This window comes from Citrobacter sp. MGH105 (assembly GCF_001037485.2).
Classification (GTDB): domain Bacteria; phylum Pseudomonadota; class Gammaproteobacteria; order Enterobacterales; family Enterobacteriaceae; genus Citrobacter; species Citrobacter portucalensis.
The window spans coordinates 3998182-4016112 of record NZ_CP073048.1; the positions used below are offsets into that span (position 1 = coordinate 3998182).

At 49.2% G+C, this 17931-nt stretch carries 15 protein-coding genes; 7 read left to right on the forward strand and 8 right to left on the reverse strand.

Annotated elements, in window-relative coordinates:
- Positions 1–71 precede the first annotated feature (71 nt).
- The 3 genes from SK35_RS19315 (at position 72) to SK35_RS19325 (ending at position 3468) form a co-directional block, all read left to right on the forward strand.
- Positions 72–1460 carry a diguanylate cyclase gene (locus SK35_RS19315; protein ID WP_048214838.1) on the forward strand — a complete coding sequence of 463 codons (1389 nt, stop codon included), beginning with the start codon at positions 72–74 and terminating at the stop codon, positions 1458–1460.
- A gap of 220 nt (positions 1461–1680) precedes the next feature.
- The gene (locus SK35_RS19320; RefSeq protein WP_048214839.1) at positions 1681–2775 is read left to right on the forward strand and encodes a 4Fe-4S binding protein; all 1095 of its coding nucleotides are present in this window, start codon (positions 1681–1683) and stop codon (positions 2773–2775) included.
- A 183-nt stretch (positions 2776–2958) separates the two neighbouring features.
- Complete coding sequence (locus SK35_RS19325) at positions 2959–3468, forward strand: hypothetical protein (RefSeq protein ID WP_230319986.1); 510 nt, start codon at positions 2959–2961, stop codon at positions 3466–3468.
- A gap of 795 nt (positions 3469–4263) precedes the next feature.
- On the opposite strand, the gene foxA is transcribed toward SK35_RS19325, so the two are convergent.
- The 3 genes from foxA to SK35_RS19340 form a co-directional block, all read right to left on the reverse strand.
- Positions 4264–6372, reverse strand: a complete 2109-nt coding sequence (gene foxA / locus SK35_RS19330) for a ferrioxamine B receptor FoxA (RefSeq protein WP_156174771.1) — start codon at positions 6370–6372, stop codon at positions 4264–4266.
- Positions 6373–6493: 121 nt separating this feature from the next.
- Positions 6494–7477, reverse strand: a complete 984-nt coding sequence (locus tag SK35_RS19335) for a helix-turn-helix transcriptional regulator (RefSeq protein WP_048214842.1) — start codon at positions 7475–7477, stop codon at positions 6494–6496.
- Between the two features lie 123 nt (positions 7478–7600).
- Positions 7601–8506 (reverse strand): LysR substrate-binding domain-containing protein, encoded by a 906-nt coding sequence (locus SK35_RS19340; protein ID WP_048214843.1) that lies wholly within the window; start codon positions 8504–8506, stop codon positions 7601–7603.
- 109 nt (positions 8507–8615) lie between these two features.
- Here SK35_RS19340 and SK35_RS19345 point away from each other — a divergent pair, with 109 nt between their 5' ends.
- Positions 8616–9245, forward strand: a complete 630-nt coding sequence (locus tag SK35_RS19345; protein WP_048214844.1) for a LysE family translocator — start codon at positions 8616–8618, stop codon at positions 9243–9245.
- A 101-nt stretch (positions 9246–9346) separates the two neighbouring features.
- On the opposite strand, the gene SK35_RS19350 is transcribed toward SK35_RS19345, so the two are convergent.
- From SK35_RS19350 to pepT, 4 genes are all read right to left on the reverse strand, one after another.
- On the reverse strand, positions 9347–9583 hold the full coding sequence (locus SK35_RS19350; protein WP_020996594.1) for a hypothetical protein: 237 nt from the start codon (positions 9581–9583) through the stop codon (positions 9347–9349).
- A 98-nt stretch (positions 9584–9681) separates the two neighbouring features.
- The gene (locus tag SK35_RS19355; protein WP_048214845.1) at positions 9682–10185 is read right to left on the reverse strand and encodes a DUF2913 family protein; all 504 of its coding nucleotides are present in this window, start codon (positions 10183–10185) and stop codon (positions 9682–9684) included.
- A gap of 448 nt (positions 10186–10633) precedes the next feature.
- Entirely contained in the window at positions 10634–11995 is a 1362-nt protein-coding gene (dcuC, locus tag SK35_RS19360) for a C4-dicarboxylate transporter DcuC (protein ID WP_003830889.1), read from the reverse strand.
- On the reverse strand, positions 11992–13248 hold the full coding sequence (gene pepT / locus SK35_RS19365; RefSeq protein ID WP_048214846.1) for a peptidase T: 1257 nt from the start codon (positions 13246–13248) through the stop codon (positions 11992–11994). Before pepT ends, dcuC begins: the two co-directional genes overlap by 4 nt.
- A 1321-nt stretch (positions 13249–14569) precedes the next feature.
- Between pepT and SK35_RS19370 the strand changes: the two genes are divergently transcribed.
- Positions 14570–14827, forward strand: coding sequence for a YjhX family toxin (locus SK35_RS19370; protein WP_003021255.1), 258 nt, complete (start codon positions 14570–14572; stop codon positions 14825–14827).
- Positions 14828–14837: 10 nt separating this feature from the next.
- Entirely contained in the window at positions 14838–15584 is a 747-nt protein-coding gene (locus SK35_RS19375; RefSeq protein WP_048214847.1) for an SAM-dependent methyltransferase, read from the forward strand.
- A 56-nt stretch (positions 15585–15640) separates the two neighbouring features.
- On the opposite strand, the gene SK35_RS19380 is transcribed toward SK35_RS19375, so the two are convergent.
- Positions 15641–16204, reverse strand: a complete 564-nt coding sequence (locus SK35_RS19380) for a DJ-1/PfpI family protein (RefSeq protein WP_048214848.1) — start codon at positions 16202–16204, stop codon at positions 15641–15643.
- 402 nt (positions 16205–16606) lie between these two features.
- Here SK35_RS19380 and SK35_RS19385 point away from each other — a divergent pair, with 402 nt between their 5' ends.
- A complete protein-coding gene (locus SK35_RS19385) occupies positions 16607–17719 on the forward strand; it encodes an agmatine deiminase family protein (protein WP_048214849.1) in 1113 nt (370 codons plus the stop codon).
- Positions 17720–17931: the final 212 nt, after the last annotated feature.

Sequence of the window (17931 nt, forward strand, 5' to 3'; positions counted from 1 at the left end):
AACTTGACCATTGTGAGGTAATTGTCCGTAATACCGCCTGAATTTTTAATCGCAGGTTGAGTGGCAGTGAGATGGAACAGGTTGAACCGGTAAACGACACATTACTCCTTACAGAATGGCAGGCGCTGATACGACAAACATCGCCTGAAGTTCACATGCTCCTCACATCGTTAAGCGATGAAGAGATCCGCCATTTAGTGACCGTTTTTTATGACTATATGCTCTCCCATGCCCAGAGCGCATTGTTCCTTAATACAGAACAGGTCAGTACCCGCCTCAGTGGTAGTATGTTTGACTGGTTACGCAGCGTGCTCGGCAGCGCGCACGAAGATCTACCGCAGCTGCTGGCCAAACAACGCAAAATTGGCGTGGTGCATGCCCGTATCGGTCTGCCCATCGATCTGGTAAACCGCGGCGCGCGTAAGCTCAAAGATGAGCTGTATCGGGTATTGAAAACCAAAGCTGACGACTCGTCTTCCCTGCTGAGCAATGCTATCTGTTTCAGCAGTCTGGCAATGGATACTGGGCTGGAGGCCATGACCGTCTCTTATTCCCCAAGCCACCAAAACTCCCTGCATACGCAGGAGCAGTATCGCCTGCAGACCATTTACGATGACGTTAACGTCGAACGCGAACGACAAATTCGCTCATTTACCGACTGGGAAAATCAGTTTATCTATAACATCGCCATCGGTATGCCTTTCGGTGAGATGGTATTTCTGGCGAATTCTGATTTTGGTATGTGGTTCTCACATAAAGGAAAACACATTCTCGGCAACAGCAATCTGTTGAAAGAAATGGAATCGCTGATAGCAGAGATCGACAACCGCATGACGACCACCTTTTCGCATCAGCATCAGCCAACAGAACCTGAGAGGATGAGCCTGTTGCAGGATGTCCGCCAGCTATCGGCAAAAATCCATTTCCTGCTCGCCTCAATGTTTGACGCACTGGTGAAACAGGAAAATGGTAAAGACTCGCTGACCCAGTTACTTAACCGCCGCTTTATTCCAACCATCATGCGGCGTGAGATTTCGTTAGCGTTACATGCGCGGAAGCCCTTCACCCTGGCGATGCTGGATATCGACTACTTTAAGCAAATTAACGATAACTTCGGGCATAATACCGGCGATCTGACACTCAAAAACGTCGCAGCGGTCATTTATGATCATATCCGTAGCAGCGATTACGTGTTCCGCTACGGTGGTGAAGAATTTATGATCCTGCTCGTCGAGTCAGACAAGTCGCAGGCCAGTATCATTCTCGAAACGCTGCGTATGAAGATTGCCGGGATGTGCATGGCGGCATCGGCGGCAGAATCATTTTCTATTACCGTCAGCATTGGCATCGCCGAATATGACTATCACCCCGACTATAAACAGTTGGTTGATAAAGCCGATCGCGCGCTTTATCTGGCGAAAAGTAATGGCCGCGATCGCATAGAGGTATATCAGGAATAACCTTCTCCGCCACAGAGAAATAAATACCCCGTTCAGGGTATTTATCTGATCGGCGATAAATACCGAGCTGTTATTTTTATTCAAGTCTATTTGCGTGATAAAAATAACAGCCACATAATAAGATGCAAATCAAATACACCAAATCTGAATAGCGCTAGCATATCCCGGTGATGACGCCTTCTGAATGCAGAAGGGGAAATATGAGGGATAGTATAAAACCATGAACGGGAAGAAGAGAACACGCTGGCAGCGCCGTCCTGGCACGATCGGAGGCAAGCTGCCGTGGAATGACTGGCGCAATGCCAGCAGCTGGCGAAAAGCCACCCAGTTTCTCCTGCTGGCTATTAATATTTATATTGGCGTAACGTTCTATTACTGGGTCCGCTATTTCGAAACCGCCGGCACCAGCGTCTATATTCCAAGGCCTGGTGGTATTGAGGGATGGCTACCAATCGCGGGTTTGATGAATATCCGCTATACGCTGGAGACTGGTTTTCTTCCGCCTATCCATGCCGCCTCCATGCTGCTGTTAGTTGCGTTTATCCTGATTAGTTTGTTGTTAAAAAAAGCCTTCTGTTCGTGGCTATGCCCGGTGGGCACGCTGTCCGAACTGCTCGGCAATCTGGGGAAAAAAGTATTTGGCCGCAACTTCACGCTGCCGCGCTGGCTGGATATCCCGCTGCTCAGTCTGAAGTATCTGTTGCTGAGTTTCTTTTTGTATATCGCCCTGTCGATGCCTGCGCAGGGGATTCAGTATTTTCTAATGTCGGCCTATGGCATGATTATCGACGTGAAAATGCTCGATTTCTTTCGCCATATTGGCCCCGCTACGCTCATCTTTGTTGTCGTTATCAGCGTCCTGAGCCTGTTTATTCGCAATGCCTGGTGCCGCTATCTGTGCCCTTATGGTGCGCTGCTCGGCCTGTTCTCGCTGCTCTCACCGTTTAAAATCCGCCGTAACGCAGACAGCTGCATCGACTGCGGAAAATGCGCGAAAAACTGCCCGTCGAATATCCAGGTCGACAGACTGATTCAGGTGCGTACCGTGGAATGCACTGGCTGCATGACCTGCGTTGAATCCTGCCCGGTGGCCTCAACGCTGAGCTTTTCACTGCAAACACCGCCGGGGGCGCAAGACAACGGTAAACCGTTATGGCGACAGAAGACGCTATCAGGTGTTGCCATGACGCTACTGGTGCTTGGCATTTTGTTTGCCACCATTGGTTATGCCGTTTATGCCAATGTCTGGGATACACCAGTGCCTGATCATATGTATTTCCAGCTGATCCCGAAGGCAAAGATGATCGGCCATTAATTTTTTTATCAGTATGTTCAAAACCCTGCCAATTCTGGCAGGGTTTCCCGCCTGTCCTGCCATTTTAAGACAATTGAACTTGTGCCATCGCGCTCTCGTTTATACAACCTTAAATATCATCTGTAATAATTTTTCTATTTTGTTATGGGCGACTGGGATCAAAATAATGAACGGGATAACATCATGACTAAAATAAAACTGGCACTGCTATTACCTCTGTTTCTGGCAGGTTGTACGATGAATGACGGGGAATTAAGAAACGCTTACGCTCGGCATTATCAGCAACCTACCGCTTATGTAGATGCTTATAAACAGAAAATAGCCAGTATGGATATTCATGCGCTGGCCCAATATGCCGCCGCGGAAGATAAGAAAAAAATGCGTGGGCAGCCAAGACTGAAAATCGACGAATTCATTACCATTGAGAACGTGCAGGCGAAAGGAAATCGGGTGGTCTACGATTACTCACTGTCCGAAAGCTGGCTGGCGCTGTCCGCAGATAAACAACGCGAAAAGCAGACCAATATGAATAAAGACCTGATCTACCGTACCTGCTCGCTGGAAACGGTACGTCTGGCGCAGGCAAAAGGGCTGGAAGAAGAGCATAACTATTACAGCCAGTACCCAGACAAAGTCGCCTTTACGCTGAGAACCAGCGCGCAGATTTGTATGCAAAACGGTTTTACAAAATAATCGCAATCCACTATGCCTGATGCGCTGCGCTTATCAGGCCTACGATTTGCACGCTGCCGTAGGCCGGATAAGGCGCCAGCGCGCAGATTTGTCTGCAGAACGGTTTTACACAATAACCTCAATCCACTATGCCTGATGCGCTGCGCTTATCAGGCCTACGATTTACACGCTGCCGTAGACCGGATAAGGCGCCAGCGTGCAGATTTGTCTGCAGAACGATTTTACAAAATAACCGCAATCCACTATGCCTGATGCGCTGCGCTTATCAGGCATACGATTTGCACGCTGCCGTAGGCCGGATAAGGCGCCAGCGTGCAGATTTGTCTGCAGAACGATTTTACAAAATAACCGCAATCCACTATGCCTGATGCGCTGCGCTTATCAGGCCTACGATTTACACGCTGCCGTAGACCGGATAAGGCGCCAGCGTGCAGATTTGTCTGCAGAACGATTTTACAAAATAACCGCAATCCACTATGCCTGATGCGCTGCGCTTATCAGGCATACGATTTGCACGCTGCCGTAGGCCGGATAAGGCGCCAGCGTGCAGATTTGTCTGCAGAACGATTTTACAAAATAACCGCAATCCACTATGCCTGATGCGCTGCGCTTATCAGGCCTACGATTTACACGCTGCCGTAGACCGGATAAGGCGCCAGCGTGCAGATTTGTCTGCAGAACGATTTTACAAAATAACCGCAATCCACTATGCCTGATGCGCTGCGCTTATCAGGCCTACGATTTGCACGCTGCCGTAGGCCGGATAAGGCGCCAGCGCCGCATCCGGCTAAAACATCAGAATTTCCAGGACACACTGCCGACAATGCTGCGCTCGGCGCCGAAGTAGCAGTATGAGAGCGAGTTACAGGCTGCAACGTAGCGCTTGTCAGTCAGGTTGTTAACGTTTAACTGCGCGCTCAACCCTTTAATGCCGATATTCGTTAAGTCGTAACCAATCACCATATCCACCAGCGTGTAGGACGGCAGGGTGTGAGTATTCAGGCGATCGCTGGTAATACCGTTAACGTAGCGCACGCCTGAACCCAACGTCAGGCCGTCCAGCGGACCGCTTTTCACATCGTAGCTCAGCCAGGTACTGGCCTGGTTACGCGGGGCGTACACTGCGCGCTTGCCCTGCTCCTCCGGGCTGCTTTTCTTATAGCGAATGTCGGTATAGGTATACGCCGCCTGCAAACGGAAGCTATCTGTCAGTTGGCTAATTGCCTCCAGCTCCACCCCTTCAGATTCAATTTCCCCAATCGAGCGGTACGGATCGGTCGGCTCTTCTTTGGTGGCAATATTCGTCTGATTGATACGGAACACCGACGCGCTGAACTGACTGTTAAGTCCTTCCGGCTCATATTTCAGCCCCGCTTCCCACTGCTTGCCTTTCATCGGATCCAGCAGATTGCCGTTCTCATCGGCAAAGCTGGTTGGCGTAAAGGCAGTGGAATAACTCACGTACGGCGCAAAGCCGTTATCGAATAAATAGAGCAGCGCGGCGCGGGTGCTGAAGTTGTTTTTATCCAGATCGCTGCGGGTATCGTTGATCTTATCAATGTTAGAAACGCTGACCTGATCGTAGCGACCACCGAGCGTAATACGCCAGCGATCCCATGACATCTGATCCTGCAAATAGTAACCCGTCTGGCGCAACTTGTGTTTCTCACGCGCATACATGTCGATGTAATCAGGCTTCGCGCCGTACACCGGGTTAAAAGCGTCGATCGGCGGGAATGCGCCGTAGTAACCGGTAGTATTGTTGCTGCGATCCTGATAGTCGATCCCCACCAGCAGACGGTGGTTTACCTGCCAGGTATCAAAGCTGCCGTCGAGCTGGTTATCCAGCGTAATCGCCGACATTTTTTCATCAGAGCCGGAGTAACCGCGATTAAGCTCGGTTTCATTCAGCCAGCCCGCCGCATACACCTGATTCAGCTCAACGTCGGTATGCAGATAGCGCAGCTTTTGCCGCACCGACCAACCGCTATCAAACATATGCTCAATGTTGTAGCCCACCATATTTTCACGGCGATCGTATTTGTCGTAATCATCCTCGCCTTCGTAAAAGGTGTTGGAGATCTTTTGCCCGTAATGCGGAACCACGGTGCCGTCATACGGCAGACCGGAGTGGCTACCGCCTTCCGGGTCACGGTGCAGATAGGCCATCAGATCCAGACGCGTCTGGTCGGTGATACGCCAGGTCAGGCTGGGCATCAGCGCGTAACGCTCTTCCTTCAATGGACCAAACTGCGAGTCCGCGTAACGCGTCATCCCGCTCAGTCGCGCCGCCACGCGATCGTTATCATCCAGTGCCCCGGTGACGTCAAACGCCGCGCCGCGCTGGTTATTGTTGCCGGCAAACAGCTTCACCTCACCGCCCGCATCAAACGACGGCTTACGTGAGGTCAGCGCCACAATGCCACCCGGGGAGGAACGGCCATACAGTACGGAAGCCGGGCCACGTACGACTTCGATATCTTCGAGGAACCACGGATCGACCACCAGCGAGCTGTGTGAGTTGGTGTCGCCCATCATCTTCAGACCATCGAGATAGACGTTATCCAGGCTACCGTCAGAAAAGCCACGCAGCACGATGTAGTCAAAGCGGTTGGAAGCGCCAATCTGATTGCTGTACACCCCCGGCGTATAGCTGACGGCCTGGCGCACGCTGGTTGCGCCCTGCTCTTCAAACTGTTCACGGGTTACGATCGATACCGACTGCGGTGTTTCAATATCCGGCGTGGCAAGCTTCGTGGCCCCGCTCTGCATCTGCGAGGTGACAACCACCGTATCGTTTTTTGTTGTTTCCTGCGCCAGCAGAGGAAAAGCCACGCTGCCGGTAATCCATCCCACCAGCAGCGCCAAGCGAGTCTTCGCGAACATGAATATCTCCAAAGGCATGTCTAATTGTAAGTGAGAATTATTACCTTTTTGCTGGCGGAGATAGCTATGCCGGATGCCAGGTTGCCTATGCGCAGTGCCAAATTGTCAGGAAATCACGTGCGTAAAACGCAAATATGGATTAGCAAAGTTTGAGTAAATCACCGGGTGAAAAGCCGTAACGGCGGCGAAAAGCGGTAGAAAAGTTGGTGGCGTGCTGATAACCCGACATCCAGGCCGCCTGCTGTACGCTATATCCTTCCAGTAGATAGCCGCGCGCACGTTCCAGACGGCAATCGCGCAGGTAGTCGAATACCGAACAGCCATAGGCTGTGCGAAACTTACTGCGCAGGCTACTGGGACTCATCGCTGCGCGTTGGGCCAGTTCATTAAGGGTGTAGTCTTTTTCGGGACTCTGCTCCAGCAGTCGGCGAACGACCTCCAGCCGCTGCTGCTCACCGCTCGCCGCAAGACGTTTACCGCTCTCGACCTGACACACGCTGAGGCCATGACCAAACAGTTGTAATATCAGCCCTTCCAGCATCAGCTGACGAGAAATATGGCTAATCGTACTCTGCTGCGCGTACAGTAGTCCGCTGAGTAAAAACCCCGGCACCTGCCAGATAAGCGTCGGCGTCTGGCATCTTTCCCACTCACGCATCAACGATTCGAGCAACCCCGTGCGACACGCGCCGTCGGGATACAAACCGAGCGATAATGTCCGCAGTTTACAATCAGCATGATGACGGGCACGCATCGTCTGGTGCTCACTCAGGCGTGAGCTAAACGCCATGCCGGAGCGCACCACATGCTCCTGTCCGTTAAGCGTCAGGATCACGCAGCCTTCCAGTACCACCAGCATATACAGAGGGCTGTCGTGACGAGAGGTGGTTTCGTAGGGTTGCAATACCTGTACGTCGGAGTGCGTCACGCACATCCCACATGGGAGAGTCATCTCCTCAATTTCACCTTGCAGAACAGGGCTGCCAGACGGTAAATCCGGCCTTTGTGCCAACTGGGGAAAGCGGTAATCGATCCCGTAGCGCTCACCAAAATCCATAAACTCGCTGACGGAGAAAGTGCGAGCGACGCGTCCGGAGGCATTCAGGGCGGTGGTATTGTTCATGCTGTCTTCTGCACAGGAAATGGGATTAACGGTTTATAACTGAAGCAACATTACCATTACCTGCGCAATACGACAATAATAATGAGAACCATTATCAATATGATAATTAGCAGAATAAACAGCTTAATCCAGCCAGTTTAGATCTGCCGAGGAGACACACGGCGCAGCCTCTTTTAACCAGCGATACAGCAGCTCAATATTTCTGAGCCGTGTTGAAGCCTTTGGCCAGACAAGGTAATACCCCTCGCCAGTCGCCACCGCATCTTTAAACGGTAACGCCAACATCCCTGCCTGAATGGCCGCCAGGCTTAACAGCAGGTCGGCAACGGACACGCCATGACCGCTCATCGCGGCAAGACTGCCCTGCTCCAGGGTGTCGAACACTTTGCCTCGCGCAAGATTCAACGCCGGAAACTTTCCGGTGCGTTGCAGCCACCGACGCCAGTCACGGCGATCCGCTGAGGGATGAATCAGTTCACAGGCAGAAAGATCGCGCTGCGCCTGCACCAGCAGTGCGGTTGAGCACACCGGGATAAGCCACTCCTGAAACAGCAACCGGCTGTCGGTATCGTCACCAAAATGGCCATTCCCTAACAGGATCGCACAGTCATACGGTTCACGACCGAAGGATACCGAATCGGTATCCATCCAGACGCTGGAAATTTCGACAACCGGGGTCGGATGCGCTTCACGGAAATGACGCAGCACGTCCAGAAGCCAGCGCATCGTCAACGTAGACGGCGCTTTCAGCCGTAGCTCATGACTGCTGCTGCGAAAGGCATGACACGCGTGTTCCAGACTCTGAAACCCAGCCGTCAACTGCTGCGCCAGCCCTTGGCCAGAAGGCGTTATCTCGATACGCGGGCCGCTGCGGACAAATAGCTCACAACCAAACCATGCCTCCAGCGTGCGAATATGACGGCTTACCGCGCCCGGCGTCACGTTAAGTTGAATAGCGGCTTTACTGAACGATCCCAGACGGGCTGCGGCTTCAAAAGCCCTCAGGGCATACAACGGAGGTAGCGTCATTCTCAGCTTCTATGTTGAGTTTTACTCACAGTAGAGCGCAGTTTTATTCGTTTTTCAATGCGCCACGCAGGCGGAATACTGATGGAAAATATCATCAGGATAATCAGGTATGAATTTCACTTTACTGGCTACCTATAGCCTCAGCGTAGTAACCCTGCTGTTAACTCCGGGTCCTGTCGTGGCGCTGATTACCACCACCGCGTCGCAGCACGGCTATCGCCGGGCCTTTATCACGCTGATTGGCACTAACGGCGCTTCTTTAGTATTGATTGCTCTGGCTGCACTGATGCTAGCTGGCGTGGTTTCAATCTCTGCGAAATGGCTTGGCGTACTGGGTCTTGTGGGATCGTTGTATATCGGTGTGATGGCGATTAACGGCCTGCGGGCCAGGGACTCAAAACCCGGACTGTGTGCGCCAAAACGCGATAACAGCGGGCTTATCCATGGATTTCTGACAGGGGTCGCTAACCCAAAGGACATTTTGTTTTTCGTAGCGTTTTTTCCCCAGTTCATTGCCATTACGCAAGATTTCACCACCAGCATTGTGACGCTAACGCTGGTATGGGTTATTTTTGATGTTACGGTGCTGTCTTTTTACATCATGGTTTTCAAACGCTGGATGCCAGAGCGGTTTGCCAGACGCAGCGTTTTTATCTCCTCCCTGTTTCTGCTCGCGGTGGCGGTGTTTGGCATTATTTATAATGTACACGCGCTACAAATGCTCTCACCCGCGATGTGATCCCCAACGAATTGTTCAGCCAGACATCTCATCTTGCACCGGGAGGAATAAAATAAGAACAAATCGACATTAATATTATTAATGGATTTATAAACCAAGATTCAGAAAATATAGACGATAACATTTTCCTGGCGTTCAACTGGCACCCTCACCCATGACAATGCATCAACGGCGACAGGTGCCATTTCATTTTCTAAGCGAAGTAGAGGCGTGTTGCCATCTGGCACAACCGTGCTTTCACCGATCTCAAGAACGCCCCGAAAAGAAATGGATACATTGTCTGGCGTATCCGACAACCTTATCCATTCGGTTGTAATCACTAACTTTCGAGTAAACATTCGCTGTCCTTTGCGCGTGGTATATATCCGATAGCTTCACAGGTAGATCAATACACTCTTTGAACAAACAGAAATTTGTCCCCCATATCAGTTAAGCATTACTTAACAGAAAGAAAATTGAAGTAATAAAACTCATTCGAAATATGTTTCACAAATTCAACCGGCAGGTTATGTTTGATGAACGTTAACTTTGCAAACTCAATATCGCCGTACACTCGAATACAGAAAGGTTTGACTATCTCCCCCTGCACGCCAAAGCACTCCTGAAGCCGGGTGTCATCCATAAAAATAAAGTCACCTTTTCTGACCTTAATACTCTCATGAAGGCCTTGCCACTTCTCCGGAGTGAGCAGAAAGCTCTCCCATCCATTATTTCTCAACACTTCAATCGTGTGAGTAAATTTAAAATAGTCGTTTTGCATTGTCACATCACCACTCGATGTGGCGTACAAATATTCTATTTTAAATTTAAGTTGTGCATTGAGGCTTTTTTTCTTCCCCTCATCAATTAACCACTGAAGCTCACTGACAATGCTCTTCGAAAAGATTTTTCTTTTTTTGGCAATAGCCAGCCAATGCATAATGAATAGATGCTCTGACATTTTAGAGTAGATTTTATGATCCTTTATTGCGATACCAATTGCGACTAACGCACTCCAGGTAAAGGCTTCCAGATCATCCTAATAATGATGTCGTAACGTACTAACTCTTCCAGAATCCCTTACCACTTAAACCTGCCCAAATAAATCATCATTGTTATTCCACGTCATTCTTGTATTACTCTATTAAAAAATTACTACAACTAAAATCGCCAAAATATGATCCAGATTAACTTATCCCTATGTAATAAACGTGCAAATATAATACATCATACTTATTAATCATTAATCTGGGGTGGCTCAACAATGACTAATAAGAATAATGCGATAAAGATAAAGGTTAATAATAATCACCAGTAATCAATATCACCTTTTGTGATGAGACCTGTAAACAGAAAAAGCAAACTACCGGGCATTCAGCAACCCGGAAGTTTGCTTATTACAGACGAAGTTAATAGAAAATACCGATGATCAGGGTGTGCGTTACAAAGCCCACAATCAACGGTACGGCGGTACGTTTAACCACATCAAATGGCGTTATTTTCGCCCCACTGGAAACGGCAATCACCACGCCGGAAACCGGTGAAATTGCCCGCCCCATATGTGATGCCTGCTGCATCGGCAGGATCATGGCAACAGCGTTAGCGCCCATACTTGCCGCGATTTGCGGGATCAGCTCAACGAAAGCAAGGAATGGCGCATTACCCGATCCCATAATAATTGCTGCCGCCAGCGTCACCAGCGCAAACACCACCGCCATAGCAAATGGAGGTAATCCCACGTGCTCCGCCATCAGGATTAATTGATCAATGGCACCAATGACTTTAATTCCGTGAGCAAAAACACCTGCCGCAACCAGTAGCCCAACCACCCCGGTAAAGGCGGTGCCCATGCCTTTAAGGAAATGGCTGAATCCTTCGCATACTGACTTTAAATCACGCACCCGCAGCCACTCAATCAACATGCAGACAGCCATCGAAATGAGCACAATGGTGATAATATTCAGGTTAATACCACTGACGAACATTTCCGATGATCCCACCGCCATCAATATCGGAAGCATCGGGAGCAGCGCATAAAAAGCCGGGGCTTTTCCTGAGTCAGTCACCTCAGCGCTACCGATTTCTCGTGGTAGCGTTCCCGCTTTACGGTCGCAATGCCGCTGCCAGAAGAAATGGCAGACGCCGACGACCAGCACGGTTGCCAGCGCTGCGGGTCCCTGGTGGTAAACAACGTATTCCACCACATCCATATTGACCGCTTTAGATCCCCTGATAGCATCGATGGCCGTCGGGGTATACGCCACACCAAGCGAGGTGGCAATAACCCCAGCAGCCGAGGCCGCAGAAAGCCCTAACCCCAGCATAATGGGGAACATCGTCCCCATCAGCAACACGGCAAGCCCGGTAGCGGATGGGATGGCCAACTGCAGGAGGCTGGCGAGCAGATAGGAGAAAAATAGAAGCACATAGGGCGAACGCAGCGCGCGCAAAGGTTTCGTCACGACCCGCACAACCGCTTCATTTGCCCCGATATGATCCATGTAATGCGCAAATCCCATGAGCGCCATAATCATCAGGCCGAGATCGGCAGCACGCGTACTAAAGAGATCGCGCATCACCTCGAAAGGATCGAGAAATGAAATCCCCGTACTGGCAACGCCCTTCGGTAATACAGAACCCCATCCGGTTAACGCCGTACAAATCATCAACACCAGGCCCGCAATGAACAGCACCGGTTCAGCGCGATAACCTTTCAGTATCAGACGCGCGACCACCACGATAACCAGTAGGGCAATTAACACCTGAATCATGACTGAGCTCTCCTCTGCGCGAACTCAGCAAAGGTTTCCTCAATGACCGCTACCACCACATCGCTGGCGGCTCGCAGTGAACGCACCGGTAGATATTCATAAATTGAATGAAAGTTATGAGCACCGGTAAAAATATTCGGGCAAGGCAGTCCTTTCTGCGATAGCACTGCGCCATCATACCCACCACGCATGGCGACAGGTTGCGGGGTAATGCCACACTTCTGATACGCGCGAAACGCAATATCAATCGGGTAGTGTGCATCGCCCTGCAAGCTATTGAACACATTGGCATAGCGATCGGTTAAATGACAGACCACGCTGTTTTCTCCCCACAGCGCGCAGGTGCTGACGGCAAGCTGGCGGATATATGCCATACGCGCCTTATACCCTTCTTCGGTAAAATCCCGGATATCTAGCTTAAGTACCGTACGGGCGCTGTTACCCTGAAGCTGTTTTACCCAGTAATACCCTTCGCGTCCTTCCGTATACTCAGGCGCCTCTCCTCCGGGCAGCATCGCAATAAACTTATGCGCCATCAGCAGCGAGTTCTTCAGCTTACCTTTGGCCGACATAGGGTGCGCGGACTGGCCGGTAAAGATGATTTCCGCATCACCCGCGTTCCAGTTCTCGTAGACAAACTCTCCAATGCCGCAGCAGTCCAGGGTATAGCCAAAATCAGCGCCAAACGCCGCAACATCAAACGCTTTTGCTCCCCGTAATCCCTGCTCTTCATCAGGAACAAAACCGACCTTCACCGGCCCATGCTTAATCTCCGGGTTCGCGATCAGGTACTCCAGAGCATTCATAATCGCGGCGATGGCGGCTTTATCATCAGCCCCTAGCAGACTGGTACCATCCGTCACCAGCAGGTCATCGCCGACATAATTTTTCAGTTCCGGAAATTCACTTTCACGCAGATAAATATTCAGCTCTTGATTCAGACACAAATCCCCACCGCTGTAGTGAAGACGTTGCGCATTTGTGTCCGCGGTCTGTTCCGCGCTGGTATCCAGATGGCCAAAAAAGGAAACGACAGGGATCGTGTCATCGGTATTTCCAGGTAAGGTCGCGGTCACAATAGCGGTATCCCTAACCTCAATGTTTTCCATTCCTAATGATTCAAGTTCTACTGCAAGTAGTTTTGCCAGTTCCATTTGACCAGGTGAAGAAGGCATTATCCCATTAGCACCATTTTCCCTTGAGGTCGTGGTATTGATTTTCGTGTAGTTAATAAAGCGTTCAACAATATCCATTCCAGGAGATCCTTTAATGTATCATTTACGAGGTACTGCAAGAGAAGACCTGCATACAGCGTGGGGTTGAATAATCTGAGAACAAAATAAAATCAGCGCTCATCCCAGAACGCTGATTTTATGGGTGTTACGACAACGATTTATATAAAGGAAGATAAAAAAGGCCAGTAATTACACCAGTGATTAAAAACTCCTTTTGATTGATAAAATCATATTCCCTGTCTGTTTTTACTACATTTTCCATGGTGTTAAGCTAACAGAAGTCATAAACGGCATTCGTATGTCTAAGGGATAATAAAAATCATTTAGATTCTTGCCCCCGATACCGACACAAGACATACCATCGCTATATTTTTTTAATGAACAAATGCTGTAACAGCAACATGCAACCGTTTGCACCTCTCTACAAATAGCCACTTAACGCACTAAAATCCGTGAACAAAATCACAATTACTTCAAAAGCGAAAATTAACATAACGCTTAAAAACAGATAGTTATAAGAAAAACTATATAATACCCATATAAATAAAGATGAAATCACACTATTCACCATGAAATAGATTCATAGCGATACTATTTCAACATTACCGTATGGTTCACAGAACAAAACCTGTCGTCATCACCAATGCAAAACAACAAGAACAATAATATTAAATTATCTATTTATGACGATTATCAAAATTATACACAGGCAAAAAAAACCTCTCCCCTGAGAAGAGATTCAGGGCAGAGGTAATACGGGTGTTAAGGACATTTTTATAGTTTTGATGATAACAGAAGAGCTTCTTGCTGGATTGAGTATACACACCTCACGACGTTAAGAAAATTCCTAAAAAGAATTAAAAGTAAACACCATTAAAAATCCTTTTTATAATAAAGACATGTTTATCAAATAAAACAAAATTAGGATAGGGAAAAATTAAATATCACTAATCTATAGTATGACGCAAGTGGGGCTAACAACACATCATTACGGCCAATACCGCTAATGACAATGTCTGAATATTCAATAAATTTAATATATCCATACACCGCTCAGCTAACGAGAGTTAAAAAATTATAAAATAAGCTAAACGCAATTTTTCGTCATAGATCACATTTTCCCGACAGAACGATTCCCCTACTCGCCCAGGCTGGTATGATTCAGCAGGTAAATACCTATCAACTCAACCCGAGGCTTTGATGCTGGAGAATGTAATCATCAGATAATCAGCTTACCGACCTTTTCAGGCCGGACTGGTTATCAATGCGCCGAAATCGAATGCGGACACCGCTGTGTGTTTGCACGTTTTGCACATGATGATTAAACAGGTTTTCCAGTATGAATTTATCCCGTCAGGAACAACGTACCTTACACGTTCTCGCCAAAGGTGGCCGTATTGCTCACGTCCGCGATGCATCTGGTCGTGTCACTTCCGTCGAATGCTATAGCCGCGAAGGGTTACTGCTCTGCGACTGCACGCTCGACGTATTCAAAAAGCTCAGAACGAAAAAACTGATCAAATCCGTTAATGGTCAGCCCTACCGCATCAATACCACCGGGCTGAACAACGTTCGCGCCCAACTGGATAATCGCTAAGGAGAGAGAGATGGATATCCCGAAGATTTTTACGATCAGCGAAAGCGCACATCGCATTCATAATCCGTTCACCGCGCAAAAATATGCGACGTTAGGTCAGGTTTTACGTATGCCCCCAGGAACCCGCATCCTGGATCTCGGCAGCGGCTCGGGCGAGATGTTGTGCACCTGGGCTCGCGATCATGGAATTTCCGGCGTTGGTATCGATATGAGCCAGTTATTCAGTGAGCAAGCCACCATGCGGGCAAGTGAATTAGGCGTCACTGAGCACGTGCGTTTTATTCATGCCGATGCAACAGGTTATATCGCCGAAGAAAAATTCGATATTGCCGCCTGCGTTGGTGCAACCTGGATTGCCGGCGGCGTTGCCGGAACGATCAAACAGCTGGAACAAAGTCTCAAACCAGGCGGGATCCTGCTCATCGGCGAACCGTACTGGCGTCAGATGCCCGCAACGGAGGAGATCGCTATGGCTTGCGGCGCGGCTTCAGTAGCCGATTTTCTTTCTCTGCCAGAACTCGTTTCGTCTTTCGACCTGCTCGGTTATGACGTGGTGGAAATGGTACTGGCTGACCAGGAAGGTTGGGACAGATACGAGGCGGCAAAATGGTTGACGATGCGCCGGTGGCTGGAGGCAAATCCGGACGATGAGTTTGCCGCCGAAGTCAGAGAGCAACTGAGAAGTTCACCAGTGCGACACGTTGCATTCACCCGGGAATATATTGGGTGGGGCGTATTCGCACTCATGAAGAGATAATAAATGCAGTCGGTATAGCCTGGCAGGTTATACCGACTTTTTCATCGCATCATCGCTTACTTCATTAATACTTCAACAAATTTAGCTAACCATTGCGGATGCGCGGGCCATGCTGGTGCCGTCACCAGATTGCCATCAACGTGGGCCTGATCAATGCCAATATCGGCATAATGTCCACCGCTCAGACGAACCTCGGGCGCACAGGCCGGATAAGCGCTACAGGTCCGGTTTTCTAACACCCCCGCCGCCGCTAACAGTTGGGGCCCATGACAAACTGCGGCGATAGGCTTACCGGCAGTGTTGAAATCTTGCACCAGCTTAATGACATCCGGATTCAGTCGAAGATATTCCGGAGCACGCCCGCCGGGGATCAACAGTGCGTCGTAATCGGCGGCCCGCACCTCGGCAAAATTCGCATTTAACGTAAAACGATGCCCCGGCTTTTCACTGTATGTCTGCGCCCCATCAAAATCGTGAATGGCGGTTTGAACGTAGTCACCCTGACTTTTATCCGGACAGACGGCATCCACACGATGCCCAAGTATTTGCAAAGCCTGAAAAGGCACCATCGTTTCATAATCTTCGACATAATCTCCGACCAGCATCAGTATCTTCTTCATTCACATCCCCCACTCACGGTTATTAATGATGAGAAATAACGGCCATCTTTACTATAGTCCACACGGTTCATGTCATTAATAAATACAACAGAACAATCGGCCAGATCACAATCCACGGCAAGGCCCGTCAGACGGGGCTCAGAGCTAACGGCGTGCCATATGTTCATGCTGATAAATATAAATTATATATAAATATATAGTTGATAAATTTTAATAGTCGCCAGTTTCACTCATTATATAAAACTAAGAGATTGCAACGCATATCTCTTGTGCTATATTTCGCGTGAAATTTACCCGCGATCATTTTATTTATTATTCAATATTTAAAATACGCAGAATATTTATTATCTATTATTATTTTATTCACCTGATATCAGGTAAAAATACGCAAAGGTTAATCCTATGATGACAAGACGTTCATTCGTCAGACAAGGCCTGGTGACTTCAACGAGTATGCTACTCGCCGGTATGACGGGCTTCAGCTTTAGCCAATTTGCCCGCGCAACAGAGAACCGCCGCTGGCAAATGCCTGATGAAGGCGCACCACATACGGCAACCTGGATGGCGTTTGGTGCCAGTGCGGAGATCTGGGAACCTCATCTGCTACCGGTGGTGCAGGAAAACCTGGCGTTAGTTGCCAAAACCATCGCCGCATTTGAACCCGTGAATATGTTAGTACGCGAAGAAGACAGCGAGCTCGCCGCGCGTCTGTGCGGGTCGTCAGTCAATCTTCTGGTTCACCCAATAGACGATCTGTGGATCCGCGACACCGGGCCGGTGTTTGTGAAAAGTGCCAGCGGCGCGCTCGGCGGAGTGGGATTTAATTTCAACGGCTGGGGCAATAAGCAAGAGCACGAACGAGATGCCGATGTGGCTGAATTTATTACTGATTACGTTCATGCCGAGTTTATCCCCTCGGTACTGACTCTGGAAGGTGGCGGTATTGAGGTAGATGGTGAAGGCACAGCAATCATCACCGAGAGCTGCGTGCTTAACTCCAACCGTAATCCTGGCGTCAGCAAAGCCGAATGCGAAGAAGAACTTAAGCGACTGCTAGGTCTGGAGAAAATCATCTGGTTGCCAGGTATTGCCGGCAAGGATATTACCGACGGCCATACAGATTTTTACGCCCGATTCACGCATCCGGGTACGGTGGTGGCGGGTCTTGAGCAGGATCCGTCATCCTTTGATTACGCGATCACCCGACGTCATCTGGACATATTACGGGCCGCCACGGATGCCAAAGGCCGACGGTTGGAGGTAGTCACGCTGGAAGGACCTTCTACCATCCGCCAGACTTATGCGAGCGATGATTTCGCCGCGGGGTATATCAATTTTTATCTGTGTAATGATGCCGTCATTGCACCGCAATTTGGCGATAAGCGCACCGATCGTAATACCCATGCTATTTTGCAGGAGCTGTTTGCCGATCGTGAAATTATTCAGTTGAATATCGACGGTATCGCTGCCGGTGGCGGCGGTATTCACTGCGCGACACAGCAGCAGCCTCGTTAATGATTAACAATTGAGTGTGTTGTGGGAAGGTGGGGAAACTCACTTTCCTGACAATAACAGAATGATTCCCTTAGAAAGATGCCTCCGTAGGTTAAATTTTAATAAACAAAGCACTTAATTAACATTTATGAAATAAATACCATTAAAAGATAACACTTTAATAGCTTTCATCGATCTTTCATGGTATTTATGATCTGCTAAACCTATCGATA